We start from the raw sequence: 15,581 nt of genomic DNA on the forward strand, positions 1-15,581 counted from the left end.
CGGAACACATCCAGCATGCTCATGCCGTGGTCCGTGTGGGCCGCACAACCCGATGCCACCATGCGCGCGAAGTTCCGCGCCGCGATGGTGTCGATGGTGGCCCCGCACACCCCCACCTTGGCGTAGGGATCCTTGGCGTTCAAACGGCACGGGCCCATGGCGCAGTGCTTACAGCAGGCCGAATCCGCCCCGATGGGGCACGCCTTCATCTCGGCCGCGCGCTGAAAGGCCGTCTCCACCCCGTCCGCCGCCGCCTTCTGCAGCATCTGGACGGTGGCGTCGCAAATGGAAAAATCTTTGAAATTGTACTCTTTTTTCTTCTTCTCGTCGGCCATGACTCTCCTCCCTTGTGCGCTCGTAGTAGGACGGGTTCTCAATAGGGCAATAAGTGTGCCGGAGTGGGCATCCACCGCGGCCTACGGGATTTGGGATTGGGGGTGCGGGGCCGGGACGAGGTGAAAAGGGCTTAATATCCAGGACTTAAGAAGGCGCTCGGCGCGTTGCCCCCTGCCCCTGGACCTTTCACCTTTGGCCTTGCCCCTGGTTCCATGCCCCTTTCACGACTCCCTTTTGGAAGGGTTCAGGGTCGGAGGATTCCATTTTGGAAGGGTTCGTCCGGAAGGAGGATTCGGAAGGTGGTTTGAACTTGGGGAAGACTGGAGACGGAGATCCTCCCGCCATGGGCCTCCACGATGTCCTTGCAGACGGCCAGGCCCAGGCCCGTGCCTTCCGGTCGCGTGGAAAAGAAGGGCTTGAAAAGATCGCCCAGGTGCTGGGAGGCGATGCCGGGCCCGTCGTCTCGCACCAGGATTTCCAGATGGTGCGCCGTACGCCGGGCTTCCAGCTCCAGGGTTCCCGAGCCTTTGAGGGCCTGGAGCGCGTTCTGTCCCAGGTTCAGCAGAACCTGCTTGAACTGGTCCCGGTCCAGCGGGAATTCACCCACATCGTCGGCCACCCGGACCTGGATCCGGGCCGCTCCCACCCGGTCCGCGTCGGCTTCCAACACGGCGCGCACCTCCTCCAGCAGGGCTCCCACGGGCGTAGGGCGACGTTCCGGCAGCCGTCCCCGGGCGTATTCCAAAAATTCCGAAAGCTTCCTTTCCAGCCGCGTTGTTTCCTTTTTCATCAGTTCAAAGAGCATGACCTTGCGGTCCGGATCGGTCGGTTCCCTTTCCAACAGCTTGATCCCCGTCAGGATCGCCCCCAGGGGCGTTCGGAGCTCGTGGGCCAGACCAGCGGCGATCTCTCCCAGCAGTGAAAGCCTTTCTTTGCGGAAAAGTTCCTGGGCCTGACGGCGCACCGTGTCGGCCAAGGACCGGGACTGCTCCTGGAGCTTTCGTTCCAGGGCCTTGCGTTCCGTGATGTCGCGCATGATGTGGAGCCGGGAGATGCTGCCGTCCGGGCCGTGAAGGGGCGAAACGGACACCTCATAGACCCGACCGTTGGCCGGCGAGGTCCATTCCCGGCGCCGCTCCGGCTCGAAGGAGCTCATGCCGTGCTGGCACTCTTGGCACTGGGCCGGGTCGTGGCCGAAGAATTCATAGCACAGCACTCCCCGCCCATCGCCCATCTCCCTTCGAAGCGAGGCATTCAGAAACCGGATTCGGTAATCGCGTCCCACCACATAGATCCGGTCCTCCATGCTGTCCAGGATGTTCATCAAGCTTTCCGCATCCATCCCACCTTCCCCGCTCACGACTCTCGCTGATACTTCTTGAGCTTCCGCCACAAGGTGTTGGTGCCGATCCCCAGCACGGCGGCGGCCCGCGTCTTGTTGTGGCCGCACCGGGCCAAGACCCGCAGGATGTGGCGCCTTTCCACTTCCTTCAGCGGTACGTTCCAGTCGTCTTCCTCGCAGCCAGGAGCCGTCCCGGAAGTCTGCAGGTGCAGATCCTCGGCGTCGATCCGATCCTTCTTGGTGAAGATGAGGACCCGCTCCAAAGTGTTTTCCAGCTCCCGCACATTGCCCGGCCACGGATAATGCGATAGGCGCCGGCGCGCCGCTTCCGTGAGTCGAGGGGCCTTCCGGCCCATGCGGCGGCTCAACCTTTCCAAAATGGAATCCGCCAGGGGCTCCACATCTTCCGGACGCTCCCGCAGCGGCGGCAGGTGGATGGGCACCACGTTGATGCGATAGTAGAGATCTTTTCGGAAGCGGCCTTCCCGGACCAGGGCTTCGATATCCTGGTTGCTGGCGGCGATGATGCGAACGTCCACCTGGATTTCCTTGACCGATCCAACCCGCCGCAGCGTGCCTTCCTGGAGGGTGCGAAGGAGCTTCACCTGGAAGGCCGGCGGGATTTCTCCCACCTCATCCAGAAAGAGGGTGCCGCCGTCGGCGGCCTCCCACAGCCCTCTTTTGTTCTGATGCGCCCCGGTGAAGGCGCCGCGCACATGGCCGAAGAGCTCCGTTTCCAGCAGGTTTTCCGGCACGGCCCCGCAGTTGAGGGCCACGAAGGGACCGGCGGCGCGCCTGCTGCGTTCGTGGATCCATTTGGCCATGAGTTCCTTGCCCGTGCCGCTCTCCCCTTGGATCAGCACCGGGGCCTCGCTTGCCGCCACATCTTCCATGCGTTCCATGAGGCGGCGCATGACCGGGCTTTGGGCCACGATCCGGTTGAGTCCCGCTTCTTCGGCAAATCGCCGGGCCAGATGATCCACCTGGCGGCGCAACCGGCGGCGCTCCAACGCCTTTCGCAGCACCCGCACCAGATCCTCCGGATCCACGGGCTTGGTGAGATAATCGTAGGCACCGCGCTTCATGGCCTCCACGGCGCTTTCCACCGATCCGTAACCCGTGATCACGATGGTTTCCGCCTCCGGCCGCACTTCCCGCACGTCCGCAAGGACCTCCAGTCCATCGCCGTCGCCCAGACGCAGATCGGTCACCACCGCATCGAAGGCGGCGTCTTCCAGCATCCGACGCGCCTCCCGGCGGCCGGCGGCGGGCACCACTCCAAAGCCTTCCTGCTCCAGGTACAGGCTCTGAGTCAGTCGCAGGGAAGCATCGTCTTCCACAAAAAGTATTCGGGCAGCCCGCATGGCCAGGGGTCCTCTCGCAAAGGCACAAAAGGTAAGGTTGGTAGGAGTCCTTTCCGTCTTTCGTATCTTTTCTCTTGGCGGCTTGGCGGCTTGGCGTGAGATTTTTTCGCTCACGCGAAGGGGCACAATATCCGGGTTGGGGTACGTTCCCGGGTCGGGCGATTTGGAATCTTTCCTGACCCAACCCTTGGCTTGGCGTGAGATTTCTTTTTCTCACGCAAAGACGCTAAGACGCTAAGATTTGAAAATTTTCCTCCTTCCTTTTCACTTGGAGCCGTGGCGTGAGCTCCTTTTCCCTTTGCGACTTGGCGGCTTGGCGTGAGATTTTTTCGCTCACGCAAAGGGCCACAATATCCGGGTTGCGGTACGCTCCCGGGTCGGGCGCTTTGGAATCTTTTCTGACCCGTCCCTTGGCTTGGCGTGAGGTTTCTTTTTCTCACGCAAAGACGCTAAGACGCTAAGACTTGAAAATTCTCCTCCTTGTTTTTCACTTGGAGCCGTGGCGTGAGCTCCTTTTCCCTTTGCGGCTTGGCGGCTTGGCGTGAGATTTTTTCCCCTCACGCAAAGGGGCACAATATCCGGGTTGGGGTATGTTCCCGGGTCGGGCGCTTTGGAATCTTTTCTGACCCAACCCTTGGCTTGGCGTGAGACTTCTTTTTCTCACGCAAAGACGCAAAGACGCTAAGATTTGAAAATTTTCCTCCTTGCTTTTCACTTGGAGCCGCGGCGTGAGGTCTTTTCCCCTCACGCGATTGTTCCTGTGGCATAGAGGAAGGGTGCGGGCCTGTCAAGGTGGGATGGAAACGGCGGGAGGGACCGAGGAAGCGGGCGCATGGCCCGCTCCCCCAACCCATTATTGTTCGTCTTTTTCCTTGCTCTGCTGGATGGCCGAAATCTCCTGGCGGATCTCTTCAAGAGCCCGTTCCAGGTTGGCGGCATAGCCCTGGAGGTATTCCACTTCCTCCTGCGGGCTGAGGGGCTGCCATCCCGGTCGTCCCCAACCGGGTCCGAACCCTCTCCGCCCCAAACCTCTTGGAGCGCCCCACCAACACCGGGCTCCACGCCCGCGGCCCGGCCATCCCCAGCCGCCAGAGCCCCAAGCCTGCGCGCGGGGCGCGGCGCCACGCGGCGTCCCACAAAGTCCCAAACCTCTTCCCGTCCGGGGTCCAGCACCCCAGGGTCCGGTTCGATCTAGTCCTGGCATGGCGAATCCTCCTTTTTTCTCTCGTACTCATGTGGTCTCTTGCCTGCATAGTAAAGAGGCAAAAAAGGTGCCGAACCCCGGAGACGATTTCTTTCGCAGCTCCAGTGGGCGTCGCTCCTTAAACAATGCCAGCTTCGAGCGGCTTTCAAAGGATGGTGCCTGCACGTTTTCCCCGATCCCCTTGAACCATGGGTGCAAAACACACCTTCAGAGGACCGGCGCGGGTGCCAAATCCCCCCTTTCGTCGAGACGCCCCGCCACGGACGATTCACGCTCGCACCAGGCCTTTGTTGAGATCCCGGTGGGAGACCACGGCCCAGGCCTGACCACCGTAGTGGCGGGCCAAAAACGCCTTGGCCCGCTCCCGACTGCGTGCCGCCACGAGCCGCACGGTCACCTTCGTGTCGCTTCGTCCACCCTCGGCGCGAAAATCATCCAGATTGAACGCATAGAAAATCTTTTCCTTCATGACGCTTCCTCCCCATGCCCTTAGAGGCGGTTCCGGTAATGGCGCAAAAGCCCCACCACCACGCCCACGATCTCCACCCGGCCCGCCGGAATCACCATGGGTTCCATGGCGCTGTTGGCCGGCCGAAGCTCCACGTCCGCACCCCGCAGGTAGAATTTTTTCACCGTGGCCTCCCCGTCCACCAAAGCCACCACCGTCTGGCCGTTTTCCGCCCGGGGCTGTTTTTTCACGATCAGGATATCCCCCTCCCGAATGCCCTCTTCGATCATGGAGTCGCCGCGAACCCGCAGGGCAAAATGTTCGCCTCCGGCCAGAAAGCTTTCGGGAACCTCCACCGTTTCCGGCACCTCCACCGCCTCGATGGGGGTGCCGGCGGCCACCACACCCAGAAAGGGGATGGACGCCGCACCGGGGCTCACGTCCACAAGCTCCAGCGCCCGCTTTTTGTTCTTGCCCAGACTCCGCACATAGCCCCGCTCTTCCAACTGGCGGATGTGCTTGTAGACGGCGTTCAGGGAACGAAACCCCAGGTGCCTTCGGATTTCGTCGTAGGACGGGGCATGACCATGGAGGGTTATGTAGGTTTGCAAAAAGTCATAGACCCGCTTTTGGGCCGGCGTCAGGTGCATGGCGCGCCTCCTTGGGAGCCGGTGCTGTTCCATTGAAAGGAGTTCAAGGACACCCTAAGGTGAATATCAGGTGAAAGTCAAGGTCTTTTTGCGGCCATGTCCTAAAAAAGGCACCGGGGGCGTCAATCCCCTTGATCTTGCCGCAAACCCTGGCATCCTAGGCGCTGCCGAGAACGAAACGCTTGCCAAGGGAAAGGATACGAAAGATGCCCGTGATTCATCCTTCCAGCTATCGACCGCCCCGACTGCTGGCCAATCCCCATGTGCAGATGATCCTGGCCAACCAGCTCCGCTTCCTGCCGCCCGCGGTCCTGCAAAGAGAGCGGATCCACACGCCCGACGGCGATTTTTTGGATCTGGACTGGTCCTGTACGGGTGCCCGACGGGCGGCGGTGATCTGCCACGGTCTGGAAGGACATTCCCGAAGGCCCTACGTGCGGGGGATGACCCGGGCTCTCAACCGAGCCGGCTGGGATGTGTGCGCCATGAATTATCGGGGATGCAGTGGGGAACCCAACCGCAAGCCGCAACTCTACCACAGCGGCGCCACGGAAGACCTGGACACCGTGGTACGCCACGTGCGGGCCGCGGGGACCTACGAGACGTTGGCTCTGGTGGGCTTCAGCCTGGGGGGCAACCTGGTGCTCAAGTACCTGGGAGAGCAGGGATCCCACGCCCGGGGCTGGATCCGGGGCGCCGTGGCCTTTTCGGCGCCGTGCGACCTCACGGCCTCCGCCCGGGCCATCTCCCGGCCGGAAAACCGCCTTTACCTCCAACGCTTTCTGAAGATGCTCCGCCGAAAGATCGAGGCCAAGGAGCGGCTCTACCCGGGACTCATCAGCTCCGACGGCTACGACACCATCCGATCCTTCCAGGACTTCGACAACCGCTACACGGCACCGCTCCACGGATTTCGGGACGCCTGGGACTACTACCGCCGGGCCAGCTCCAAGCCCCTCCTGGAGCGGATCGCCGTTCCCACGCTCATCGTCAACGCGCAAGACGATCCATTCCTGGCCCCAGACTGCTTTCCCTTCCGGGAAGCCGGCCGCAATCCCCACCTCTTCCTGGAAGCCCCGGAACGGGGAAGCCACGTGGGCTTTTTCGACGCCAACGGCGGCGGCATCATCTGGTCGGAACGGCGGGCCGTGGCCTTTTTGAGCGAGCCGTGAGGAGTCCGGACTCCCGACGACCGCCCCCTCACGCACCCCGTCCATAGATGGCGCAGGCCGTGGCCACCCGGGCGGCTTCCTGCAGCGCCTCGGAAAAGGTGGGGTGCCCGTGCATGATCCGGCCCAGATCCTGCGCCGTGGCGCCGCATTCCACGGCCAACACCGCCTCGGCGATCATGTCCGAGGCCCGCGGCCCGATGATGTGCACTCCCAGCACTCGGCCCGATCCGGCATGGGAAAGAACCTTCACGAACCCGTCCGTTTCCCCCATGCAGCGGGCGCGGCCGGCCCCCGCGAAGGGATAGGTCCCGATGCAATAGGGCACCTGGAGCTCTTTCAGTTCCTCTTCGGTCTTTCCCACGGACGCCACTTCCGGCCAGGTGTAGATGATGGACGGCACGGCATCGTAGTTCACTTCGCTTTCCAGCCCCGCGATCCCTTCCACGCAGGCGATGGCCTCGGCCGACGCCTTGTGGGCCAGCATGGGCCCGGCCACCAGATCCCCGATGGCGTAGACGCCCGGAACCGTCGTTTGGTAGCGGACATCCACCCGGATGTGTCCCGACTTGGGATCCGTCTCCACCCCCAGTGCCTCCAGGCCCAGTCCACGGGTGAGGGGACGGCGGCCCACGGCCACCAACAGCCGGTCGAAGCCCCGTTCCTCTTCCCCGTTGGGGGTCTTGATGCACACTCGGACCGCATCGCCTTCCACCACCGCTTCTTCCACCCGGCTTTCCAGCAGGAACTGGAAGCCTTGGCGCCGAAGCAACCGTTCCAGGGTTCGGGAGACCTGGGCATCCAGGAGGCTCGCAACGCGCGGCAGCATCTCGATCACGGTCACTTGGGAACCCACCCGGTTCCACACCGATCCCAGTTCCAGGCCGATGTAGCCGCCGCCCACGATGCCCAGGCGTTCCGGCACACGCTCGAAGCCCAAGGCCTGGGTGGATGAGACGATGAAACGGCCGTCAAAGGGCATGGAGGGCACCTGGACAGGTTCGCTTCCGGTGGCGAGAATCACAGCCCGCGCCTGAAGTTCCACGGGAGGTGCGTCCGCCGATTCCACCCGGACCTTTCCCGGACCCGCCATCCGAGCCGTTCCGGCCAGGATCTGCACCTTGTGGCGCTCCAGGAGCTTTCGGACGTTTTCGGTCAGTTCCCCCACCACCCGGTCCTTCCGGGCCATCATGGCCGCCAGGTCCAGCTCCACCGCATCCACCCGCACGCCGTGTTCGGCCAGCCGGTGGCGCGCCGTGGCGTAATGTTCGCTGGAATCCAGCAACGCCTTGCTGGGAATGCAGCCCACATTGAGGCACACACCGCCCAGCCGGGCGTATCTTTCCACGCACGCCACCCGAAGGCCCAATTGGGCGGCGCGCACACAGGCCACATATCCTCCGGGTCCGGAACCGATGACCACCAGATCGTAGCGGTTTTCTTCCGTCATGGTCTGCTCCATCCAAGCTCAGGCCACCCTCATGACGGCCTATGACAACCAAGAAAGCAACCTTCCGACAGCCCGAAACCCCAAAGCCAATCACCCGCAACCCTTCCGGGCGGCCTTTTCTCAGCCGCGCTCTACACACCCACCAGCAGGCGCTCGGGATCCTCCACGCACTCCTTCACGTGCTTAAGAAAGGTCACGGCTTCCCGGCCGTCGATGATGCGATGGTCGTAGCTCAAGGCCACGTACATCATGGGACGGATCGTCACCTGCCCGTCCAGTGCCACCGGACGGTCTTCGATCTTGTGCAGGCCCAGGATGGCGCTTTGCGGCGGATTGACAATGGGGGTACTCAGAAGCGACCCGTACACCCCGCCGTTGCTGATGGTAAAGGTCCCACCCTCCAGATCGCTCAACTGCAGGCGATTTTCCCGGACCTTTTTCACATAGTCCACGATGGCCTGTTCGATCCCGGCAAAATCCAACCGATCCGCATAGCGGATCACCGGGACCACCAGGCCCCGTTCCGCTCCGATGGCCACCCCCATGTGCACATGGTTGTTGTAGACGATGTGGTCCCCGTCGATGCGGGCGTTCACTTCCGGGATTTCCTGGAGCGCCGCCACGCAGGCCTTGACGAAGAAGCTCATGATCCCCAAGGACACTTCGTACCGTTCCCGGAACAAGTCCTTGAACCGACGCCGAAAATCCATCACCCGGCCCATGTCCACCTCATTGAAGGTGGTGAGCATGGCCATGCTCTGCTTGGCGTGGACCAGTCTTTCGGCGATCCGCTTGCGGATGCGGCTCATGGGCTTTCGGATCGTTTCAGGCGCCTGCTCGCTGGAAGCCTCCTCCCGGGGCGCCTGGGCAGGGGCCCCAAGGGGCGTGGACACGGCCCCGGAAGCCGCGGCCTCCTTCGCAGCGGCTTCCTCCCCTTGGGATTCCAGAAAGAGGAGAAGATCGCCCCGGGTCACGCGGCCGTAGGGACCTGTTCCCACCACCCGATGGAGATCCACCCCCTTTTCGGCGGCCAGGCGGGCCACGGACGGAAACGCCTCCGGCGTCGGCTCCGCTGCAGCGGGGCTCGGGAGGCCCTCGGTTTCCAATGGCGGCGACGGCGCCCCCTCCCGGGGGACTTCGGGTATGTGCGCCGGGGCCGGTCTTTCAGAGGACGGGACCGGTCCTTCTTCTTCGGGCTCCTTTTCGCCCCGACGATCGGCTGGGGAAACCTCGGTCGCTTCTTCCCTTTCCGGTCCGGGAGCGGCCTGGGTATCGATTCGCCCCACCACGGTTCCCACGGTGACCGTCTCGCCTGCTTCCACCAGGACCTCCACCACTCCGTCCGCCTCCGCGGCCACCTCCAAGGTCACCTTGTCCGTTTCCAACACAAAAAGAACCGTCCCCTTGGTCACCCGCTCTCCCGGTTGGACGAACCATTCCGCCAACAGGGCTTCCTGGACCGATTCGCCCACATCGGGAATGACGATGTCTTGTTTCATGCGCTGCCCCCTGTCCCATCGGCTTTCGCCAAGCCGTGTTCCGTGGAAGGTGATGCGTCTGGAGTGCGAAAGGATCGGAATCCCACAAACCGGTCCCCCAAGGGGTTCCGGGATGGAAAAGCACCTGCGAACACCATCTGATAGGGACGGTCTGCCGGGTCATGCCACCGAGCGGAAAGCCTGTTCACTTTCAGGCCGGCAGGACGCGTCGTCATGGCAGTCCCTAACCACCCGTCCGCACAGGCAGAAAACAACTTGTTCATTTTCGGACAGGATCTTAGTCAGTTAGCACTTGGCACTCACACCTCAAGACGGTCGCCCTACGGCCAAAACTTGAGGATTCCCATGAGGACGGTGAGAAAGGAGAAACCAAGGCCTATGGTCCACTGCAGACTGGTGAAACGCTTATCCACAGCCTGGAAGCGAGCATCCATCGCCCGCAGAAGGGCTTCAAAGCGTTGGTCCGCGGCGTCGAACCGCGCGCTCACCTCTTGATGCAGTGCTTCCAGATGCTTTTCCGTAGCTTGCGAACGAACATCAATCTCCCGGTGAAGGGCTTCAAAGCGTTGGTCCGCAGCGTCGAACCGCGCGCTCACCTCTTGATGCAGTGCTTCCAGATGCTTTTCCGTGGCTTGAGAACGAACATCAATCTCCCGGTGAAGGGCTTCCAGCAGCTTTTCAGTGGCTTGCGATCGGTCACCCACTTCGTGCTGGAGGGCTTCGAAGCGCCTTTCCATGGCTTCGAACCGGGCGCTTTCCATCTCCCGAAGTGCCTTGAGTTCTCCTTCGACGCGGACGACCCGTTCCATCAAGGACAACTCTTTGGCGCGCAGTTCATTTTGATGCACGAATTCGGCAACCTTCTCCACCACCCATTTTTCCAGATCCGGCTGTAGGGCGGCCCGCAACGCGGCGAGGACCTTTTCGTCCAGTTCTGGGTTGCCGGAAACGCCTGTCATGACCATGTTGCCCTCAAGTCCATGGGTTACATCGACCTTAACTGAGCGATTGCGGGAGGCAATCAAGGGGTGGGGAGGGCCTGCCGGACTCTTACCCCCTCACCCTAACCCTCTTCTATCCAAAGAGGATAACGAAAGTATAAATCGCCCCACTGAGGATCGAAACTAGGATCATCCTATCACCGGCCGAAATTCGCAGCAAGGAGACCGCCCCCTTGGTCACCCATCACGACCCATCACCGCCTGGGCCACGATCCGTTCCTGTTCCGCCTTGTGGCGATGGTGGAACCCGGTGGCGGGGCTGGCCGATTCGGGCCGGCCCACATAGGCGGGATCCTGGCCCAACAGATCCCGAAGGCGCGGCCGCAGGTAAGTCCAAGCCCCCATGTTGGCGGGCTCCTCCTGGACCCAGGTCCAGCGGGAGACGGAACCGTACCGGGCCAACGCACGGTCCAGATCGGATCGGGGAAAGGGATAGAGCTCTTCCAGACGAACGATCACCAAATCGTCTCTTCCCGTCTTGTCCCGTTGGGCCTTCAGATCGTAGTAGATCTTTCCCGTACACAAGATCCCCCGGACCGCCGTCTCCGCAAGCCCGTCCTCATCCAGGACCGGGCGAAAGGCCCCTCGGCTGAATTCTTCCAGTGGGGAAACGGCCTCGGGATGCCGCAAGAGGCTCTTGGGGGCCATGACCACCAGGGGCTTCTTTTCCGGAGCCAGGGCCTGGCGGCGCAGCAGGTGAAAGAGTTGGGACGGCGTGGTGGGATAGCAGACCCGCAGGTTTTCTTGGGCGCACAGTTGCAGGAACCTTTCCAGACGGGCGCTGGAATGTTCCGGCCCCATGCCTTCATAGCCGTGGGGGAGCAGCAGAACCAAGCCGCTCGCCACTTCCCATTTGGCCTGGGCCGAACTGACGTACTGGTCGATGATGACCTGGGCGTTGTTGGCGAAATCACCGAACTGGGCTTCCCAGATGACCAGAGCCCGGGGATTGGGCAGGGAATAGCCGTACTCAAAGCCCAATACGGCGTATTCGGAAAGGCTGCTGTTGTAAACCGCCAGGTGGGCCTGGTCCGGGGCCAGGTGATTGAGGGGAACGAAGGTTGCCTCCGTCTTCACATCGTAGAGGATGGCATGGCGGTGGCTGAAGGTTCCCCGTCCGCAGTCCTGGCCGCTGAGGCGTACCGGGTGCCCGTCCAGTAAGAGGGATCCCAAAGCCAGCAGTTCCCCCGTGGACCAGTCCAGCCCTTCCCCCTTTTCCACGCGGTCCTGGCGCCGTTTCAAGATCTTTTCCAATTTGGGATTGACGTGAAACCCTTCCGGATAGGTGTGGGCCGAACGGACGATGGCTCGAAGACGATCTTCGGAAACCGCCGTTCGCACCCCTTCCCCGTTCGCCTCGGGCGGAGGCGGGGCCGGGCCCAGCGAAAAGCCCTCCGGGAAGACGCATCCTTCGCTTCTCGCCGCCGCCAGGGCCTTTTCCAGTTCGTCTTGGATCTCCTTTTCCAGCCGCTCCACGTCCTCTGGGGACGTCACGCCCTGTTGCTGCAGTCGCGCGCCGTAGACCTCGTTCACAGGAGGCCGTTCCCGGATGCGTTCCACCATCCTGGGCTGGGTGTAGTAGGGCTCGTCGCCCTCGTTGTGTCCGTAGCGCCGGTAGCAGATGAGATCGATCACCACGTCCTTGCCGGTATGATAGCGGTATTCACAGGCCAGTTGGATCACGTGCAGGGCCGCGTCCGGGTCTTCCCCGTGCACGTGGAAGATGGGAGCCGGAAGCATCTTGGCCACATCCGTGGCGTAACGAGTGGAGCGGGCCTCTGCGGCCACCGTGGTGAAACCGATCTGGTTGTTGATGACCAGGTGGAGGGTACCTCCCGTTCCATAGCCGGGAAGCTGGGACAAGTTGAGGGTCTCATACACCACGCCCTGCCCCGCAAAGGCGGAATCCCCGTGAATAAGGACCGGAAGAACTTTTTCCGATCCACCGTCTCCGCTTGTGTCTTGCAGCGCTCGGGCCAATCCTTCCACCACGGGATCCACGGATTCCAGATGGCTGGGGTTGGGCACCAGGATCGTGCGCACCCGTCGCCCGTCGCCCGCGTCCACGCTGCCCTGGAAGCCCTTGTGGTACTTCACATCCCCACTTCCGGCTTGTGCTTCCGTGTCGCAGCTTTCCTCGAACTCGGCAAAGACGGCCTCAAAAGGCTTTCCCAGCACGTTCACCTGCACGTTGAGTCGTCCCCGGTGAGCCATACCCAACACCAGGGTTTCACAGCCCAGGGCGGCGGCCCTGCGGATGAGCCCATCCAACATGGGCACCACCGTCTCGGCTCCTTCCAGGCTGAAGCGCTTCTGGCCCAGATAGGTCCGGTGCAGGAACTGCTCGAACCGGTTGGCGCGCCAGAGCTTTTCCAGCATGTGTCGGCGGGTCTGGGGAGGAAGGTCCGGGAGGTTTCGCACCGCTTCCATACGGTCCCGGAGCCACTGGCGTTCCTGGGGATCGGCCAGGTGCATGAATTCCGCGCCCACGGATCGGCAGTAGGTTTCCTTGAGCAGAGTCACCACGTCGCCAAGGGGCGCCTCCTCCCACAACGCGATACTGGGCGTGGGAACGACTCGATCCAGATCCTCACTGGAAAGGCCGCATGACTCCAGGCTCAACAGAGGATGCTCCCACGGGCAGGGCTCCAGTGGATCGAGACACGACAGCAGGTGCCCCCACTCCCGATAGCGGCGGATCAGCTCTTCCACCCGTGCTTGTCGCAACGCGTCTTCCCGGGATGGAACACCAATAGCAGGTTCCCCGGCTTCCGTTGCCAGGTCAAAACCCTGAAAGAACCAACGCCAGTCGTCCGGGACGCTTTCCGGATCCGCCTTCCAGCGTTGGTACTGTTCTTCCAGGTAGTCGGGATTGATCGTCACGGGAAAGTTTTTCATAAGCCTTATCCGTCATAAACATCATTCAATCTCGGCCTTCGATGCACGCTTCAACGCCGCAAGCAGAAGTTCTTCCGGCGGCACCTTGGAAAACCGACCGTTTTCCGTGCGGTAGGTGCGTCATCCCAGACCGTAGTGAAAGGCGTGTTCTCCTTCCGGTTCGATGTCCCGCCCATTGACCCGGACGGTGGGTGATCCCGGAAAGCGCAAGGCCACCGCCTGATTGCCATCGTCCACCACAACCACGCGAATCTCAGCGGACAGTTTCAGGCGTTGGAGGATTGAACCCACCAGCTCTTCCGTGGGTTCCTTGGCCGAACATCCCGGAGCGAACAGCAGATCGATCTTCAGTGGTGCCATCTGGATCTCCCCTGGAGTGGTTGGACACCAGGCGTCCGTTATGGGGCGTAACTGCCTGGGATCGGTCTTATGTTCACCCCTCACCTTTCCCGCATGGAGCTGAACGGCGAAAGCCGGCCATGTGAAATTTTTTCCTAATGCGAACCGCTCTTTGTGCCGATAGAGTTCCTGGGAAATTTTTTGTCGTTTGTGCTTCATTATGATCCCAAACCAACCGGCAGACAAGGAGGGGTTCATGCATCTGCTGCTTCAGTGTGTCCTGGTCATCGTCTTCGCTCTCGCCTCAGTCTACACCAACGCTCTCGTCTTCTATCTCCTTTACGGAAAAACGCGGCCCACCAGGCTCCTCATTCCCTTCACCCCCATGCTCCTTACCTTCATGGTGTCCATGTACCTCATCGGAACGCGGGGCTTTTCCGACCTGCCTTTCGTGGGGCTGGTCTTTGCGGCCAATGTGGTGCTGGGCTTTTTCAACTGCCTGCTGGTCGCCAAAAAACTCACCCTGCCCATGGGAACATTGACCCAGCAGCTCACCGACGGCGGCCATCGCCTCCTCCAGTCGGCCCATCAGGTCCAGGAAGCCAGCCAGGAAATGGCCGAAGGATCCGCGAGGCAGGCGGCCGGGCTGGAAGAGTCGTCGGCATCCCTGGAAGAGATATCTTCCATGACCCGACAGAACACGGAACGGGCCGCCCAGGGCCAGGACATCCTCCGGGAGGCCACGCGCCTCTTTTCCGACGCCTCGTCGGACATGGAATCCCTGGCCCAGGCCATGGCATCCATCCAGCAATCGACGCAAAAAACGGTGAACATCGTCAAGACCATCGAAGAGATCGCCTTTCAGACGAATCTGCTGGCTCTGAACGCGGCCGTGGAAGCCGCCCGGGCGGGGGAGGCGGGCGCCGGATTCGCCGTTGTGGCCGATGAAGTGCGAAATCTGGCCATAAAGGCATCCGAAGCGGCCCGCATGACGGGAACGCTCATCGGCGAGACGCGTGATTCCGTGGAGATGGGCACGGAACTGGCCCAGAAGTCCCAGCAGGGCTTCGCCGGAAGCATGAAAATCGTCGATAAGATCAACCACATCATGCAGGAGATCGTGGAAGCCAGTCGGGAACAAACGGACGGAATCCAGCAAATCAGCGCCGCCGTCTCAGAAATCGATCAGGTGACTCAGCAGGCGGCCATGAAGGCGGACGCTCTCGCTCGAACGGCCCAGGAAGCGGACGATCTGGCCACGATGGTGGAAGAGACCGTTCAGCGGCTGGTCCATCTTTTCGGGCTGGCCGACCAGAATGGCAACGGCCACGGAAAGGAGCTTGATGACGCCAAAGGGCACCCTGTGGGCCCAGGAGAAGCATCGTTTCCGGCCATGGACCCACCCCATGCGGTGTCCCAGCTCCCTGCGGCCGCAAAGGATCCGGTTCGCCGACTCACCGCCGATGCCGGCGCGGATTTCTGAGGAGAAAAGAAGCCTCACGCCAAGCCGCCAAGCCGCTAAGGGAAATGACACAAAATATGCAGACAGTCCCAAGCCCTTCTTTGCGCCTTTGCGTCTTTGCGTGAGAAAAAGAAACCTTACCCCCACCCCATGGGCTGGTTAGGAGGAATTCAAAAGAACCCGGCCCAGAAATGTGTCCCAAACCGAAAATTGTGTCCCTTGGCGTGAGGAGAAAAAAAACTCACGCCAAGCCGCCAAGCCGCTAAGGAAAAAGACACAAAATATGCAGACAATCCCAAGCCCTTCTTTGCCCCTTTGCGTCTTTGCGTGAGAAAAAGAAACCTTACGCACACCCCATGGGCTGGTCAGGAAGGATTCCAAAGAACCCGGCACAGAAACCTGTCCCAAACCGAAATTTG

General features: G+C 61.7%; 12 protein-coding genes and 1 pseudogene. 2 read left to right on the plus strand and 11 right to left on the minus strand.

Features of this window, described 5'->3' with window-relative positions; translation table 11 throughout:
• From B9A12_RS11400 to lexA, 6 genes and pseudogenes are all read right to left on the minus strand, one after another.
• Positions 1 to 335, minus strand: a pseudogene (locus B9A12_RS11400) (anaerobic carbon-monoxide dehydrogenase catalytic subunit); the annotation flags it as partial.
• Between the two features lie 245 nt (positions 336 to 580).
• The gene (locus B9A12_RS11405; RefSeq protein WP_084058028.1) at positions 581 to 1,678 is read right to left on the minus strand and encodes a two-component system sensor histidine kinase NtrB; all 1,098 of its coding nucleotides are present in this window, start codon (positions 1,676 to 1,678) and stop codon (positions 581 to 583) included.
• A 14-nt stretch (positions 1,679 to 1,692) separates the two neighbouring features.
• Positions 1,693 to 3,042, minus strand: coding sequence for a sigma-54-dependent transcriptional regulator (locus tag B9A12_RS11410; RefSeq protein ID WP_084058029.1), 1,350 nt, complete (start codon positions 3,040 to 3,042; stop codon positions 1,693 to 1,695).
• 853 nt (positions 3,043 to 3,895) lie between these two features.
• Positions 3,896 to 4,246 (minus strand): DUF5320 domain-containing protein, encoded by a 351-nt coding sequence (locus B9A12_RS11415; protein WP_084058030.1) that lies wholly within the window; start codon positions 4,244 to 4,246, stop codon positions 3,896 to 3,898.
• A 268-nt stretch (positions 4,247 to 4,514) separates the two neighbouring features.
• Positions 4,515 to 4,715 (minus strand): hypothetical protein, encoded by a 201-nt coding sequence (locus tag B9A12_RS11420; protein ID WP_084058031.1) that lies wholly within the window; start codon positions 4,713 to 4,715, stop codon positions 4,515 to 4,517.
• 20 nt (positions 4,716 to 4,735) lie between these two features.
• Entirely contained in the window at positions 4,736 to 5,344 is a 609-nt protein-coding gene (gene lexA, locus B9A12_RS11425) for a transcriptional repressor LexA (RefSeq protein WP_170920554.1), read from the minus strand.
• Positions 5,345 to 5,550: 206 nt separating this feature from the next.
• Between lexA and B9A12_RS11430 the strand changes: the two genes are divergently transcribed.
• Positions 5,551 to 6,516, plus strand: coding sequence for a YheT family hydrolase (locus tag B9A12_RS11430; protein WP_084058033.1), 966 nt, complete (start codon positions 5,551 to 5,553; stop codon positions 6,514 to 6,516).
• Between the two features lie 28 nt (positions 6,517 to 6,544).
• Here the strand turns inward: B9A12_RS11430 and lpdA are convergent, their stop codons facing one another.
• The 5 genes from lpdA to B9A12_RS11455 all read right to left on the minus strand — a co-directional run bounded on the left by lpdA (position 6,545) and on the right by B9A12_RS11455 (position 13,721).
• Positions 6,545 to 7,963 (minus strand): dihydrolipoyl dehydrogenase, encoded by a 1,419-nt coding sequence (gene lpdA / locus B9A12_RS11435; protein ID WP_084058034.1) that lies wholly within the window; start codon positions 7,961 to 7,963, stop codon positions 6,545 to 6,547.
• A gap of 131 nt (positions 7,964 to 8,094) precedes the next feature.
• Positions 8,095 to 9,462 carry a 2-oxoglutarate dehydrogenase complex dihydrolipoyllysine-residue succinyltransferase gene (gene odhB, locus B9A12_RS11440; protein ID WP_084058035.1) on the minus strand — a complete coding sequence of 456 codons (1,368 nt, stop codon included), beginning with the start codon at positions 9,460 to 9,462 and terminating at the stop codon, positions 8,095 to 8,097.
• A gap of 320 nt (positions 9,463 to 9,782) precedes the next feature.
• Positions 9,783 to 10,487 carry a hypothetical protein gene (locus B9A12_RS11445; RefSeq protein ID WP_139796602.1) on the minus strand — a complete coding sequence of 235 codons (705 nt, stop codon included), beginning with the start codon at positions 10,485 to 10,487 and terminating at the stop codon, positions 9,783 to 9,785.
• Positions 10,488 to 10,640: 153 nt separating this feature from the next.
• On the minus strand, positions 10,641 to 13,361 hold the full coding sequence (locus B9A12_RS11450) for a 2-oxoglutarate dehydrogenase E1 component (RefSeq protein ID WP_084058037.1): 2,721 nt from the start codon (positions 13,359 to 13,361) through the stop codon (positions 10,641 to 10,643).
• A gap of 21 nt (positions 13,362 to 13,382) precedes the next feature.
• On the minus strand, positions 13,383 to 13,721 hold the full coding sequence (locus B9A12_RS11455; RefSeq protein WP_419720680.1) for a DF family (seleno)protein: 339 nt from the start codon (positions 13,719 to 13,721) through the stop codon (positions 13,383 to 13,385).
• 235 nt (positions 13,722 to 13,956) lie between these two features.
• Here B9A12_RS11455 and B9A12_RS11460 point away from each other — a divergent pair, with 235 nt between their 5' ends.
• Positions 13,957 to 15,183, plus strand: a complete 1,227-nt coding sequence (locus B9A12_RS11460; protein WP_170920555.1) for a methyl-accepting chemotaxis protein — start codon at positions 13,957 to 13,959, stop codon at positions 15,181 to 15,183.
• Positions 15,184 to 15,581: the final 398 nt, after the last annotated feature.

The organism is Desulfacinum hydrothermale DSM 13146 (assembly GCF_900176285.1).
GTDB lineage: Bacteria > Desulfobacterota > Syntrophobacteria > Syntrophobacterales > DSM-9756 > Desulfacinum > Desulfacinum hydrothermale.

Excerpts from the sequence above, each read along its gene's own strand:
- lpdA (WP_084058034.1), bottom strand. The coding sequence starts at position 7,963 with ATGACGGAAGAAAACCGCTACGATCTGGTGGTCATCGGTTCCGGACCC.
- B9A12_RS11420 (WP_084058031.1), bottom strand. The coding sequence starts at position 4,715 with ATGAAGGAAAAGATTTTCTATGCGTTCAATCTGGATGATTTTCGCGCC.
- B9A12_RS11410 (WP_084058029.1), bottom strand. The coding sequence starts at position 3,042 with ATGCGGGCTGCCCGAATACTTTTTGTGGAAGACGATGCTTCCCTGCGA.
- odhB (WP_084058035.1), bottom strand. The coding sequence starts at position 9,462 with ATGAAACAAGACATCGTCATTCCCGATGTGGGCGAATCGGTCCAGGAA.
- B9A12_RS11430 (WP_084058033.1), top strand. The coding sequence starts at position 5,551 with ATGCCCGTGATTCATCCTTCCAGCTATCGACCGCCCCGACTGCTGGCC.
- B9A12_RS11460 (WP_170920555.1), top strand. The coding sequence starts at position 13,957 with ATGCATCTGCTGCTTCAGTGTGTCCTGGTCATCGTCTTCGCTCTCGCC.
- B9A12_RS11450 (WP_084058037.1), bottom strand. The coding sequence starts at position 13,361 with ATGAAAAACTTTCCCGTGACGATCAATCCCGACTACCTGGAAGAACAG.
- B9A12_RS11415 (WP_084058030.1), bottom strand. The coding sequence starts at position 4,246 with ATGCCAGGACTAGATCGAACCGGACCCTGGGGTGCTGGACCCCGGACG.
- lexA (WP_170920554.1), bottom strand. The coding sequence starts at position 5,344 with ATGCACCTGACGCCGGCCCAAAAGCGGGTCTATGACTTTTTGCAAACC.
- B9A12_RS11405 (WP_084058028.1), bottom strand. The coding sequence starts at position 1,678 with ATGGATGCGGAAAGCTTGATGAACATCCTGGACAGCATGGAGGACCGG.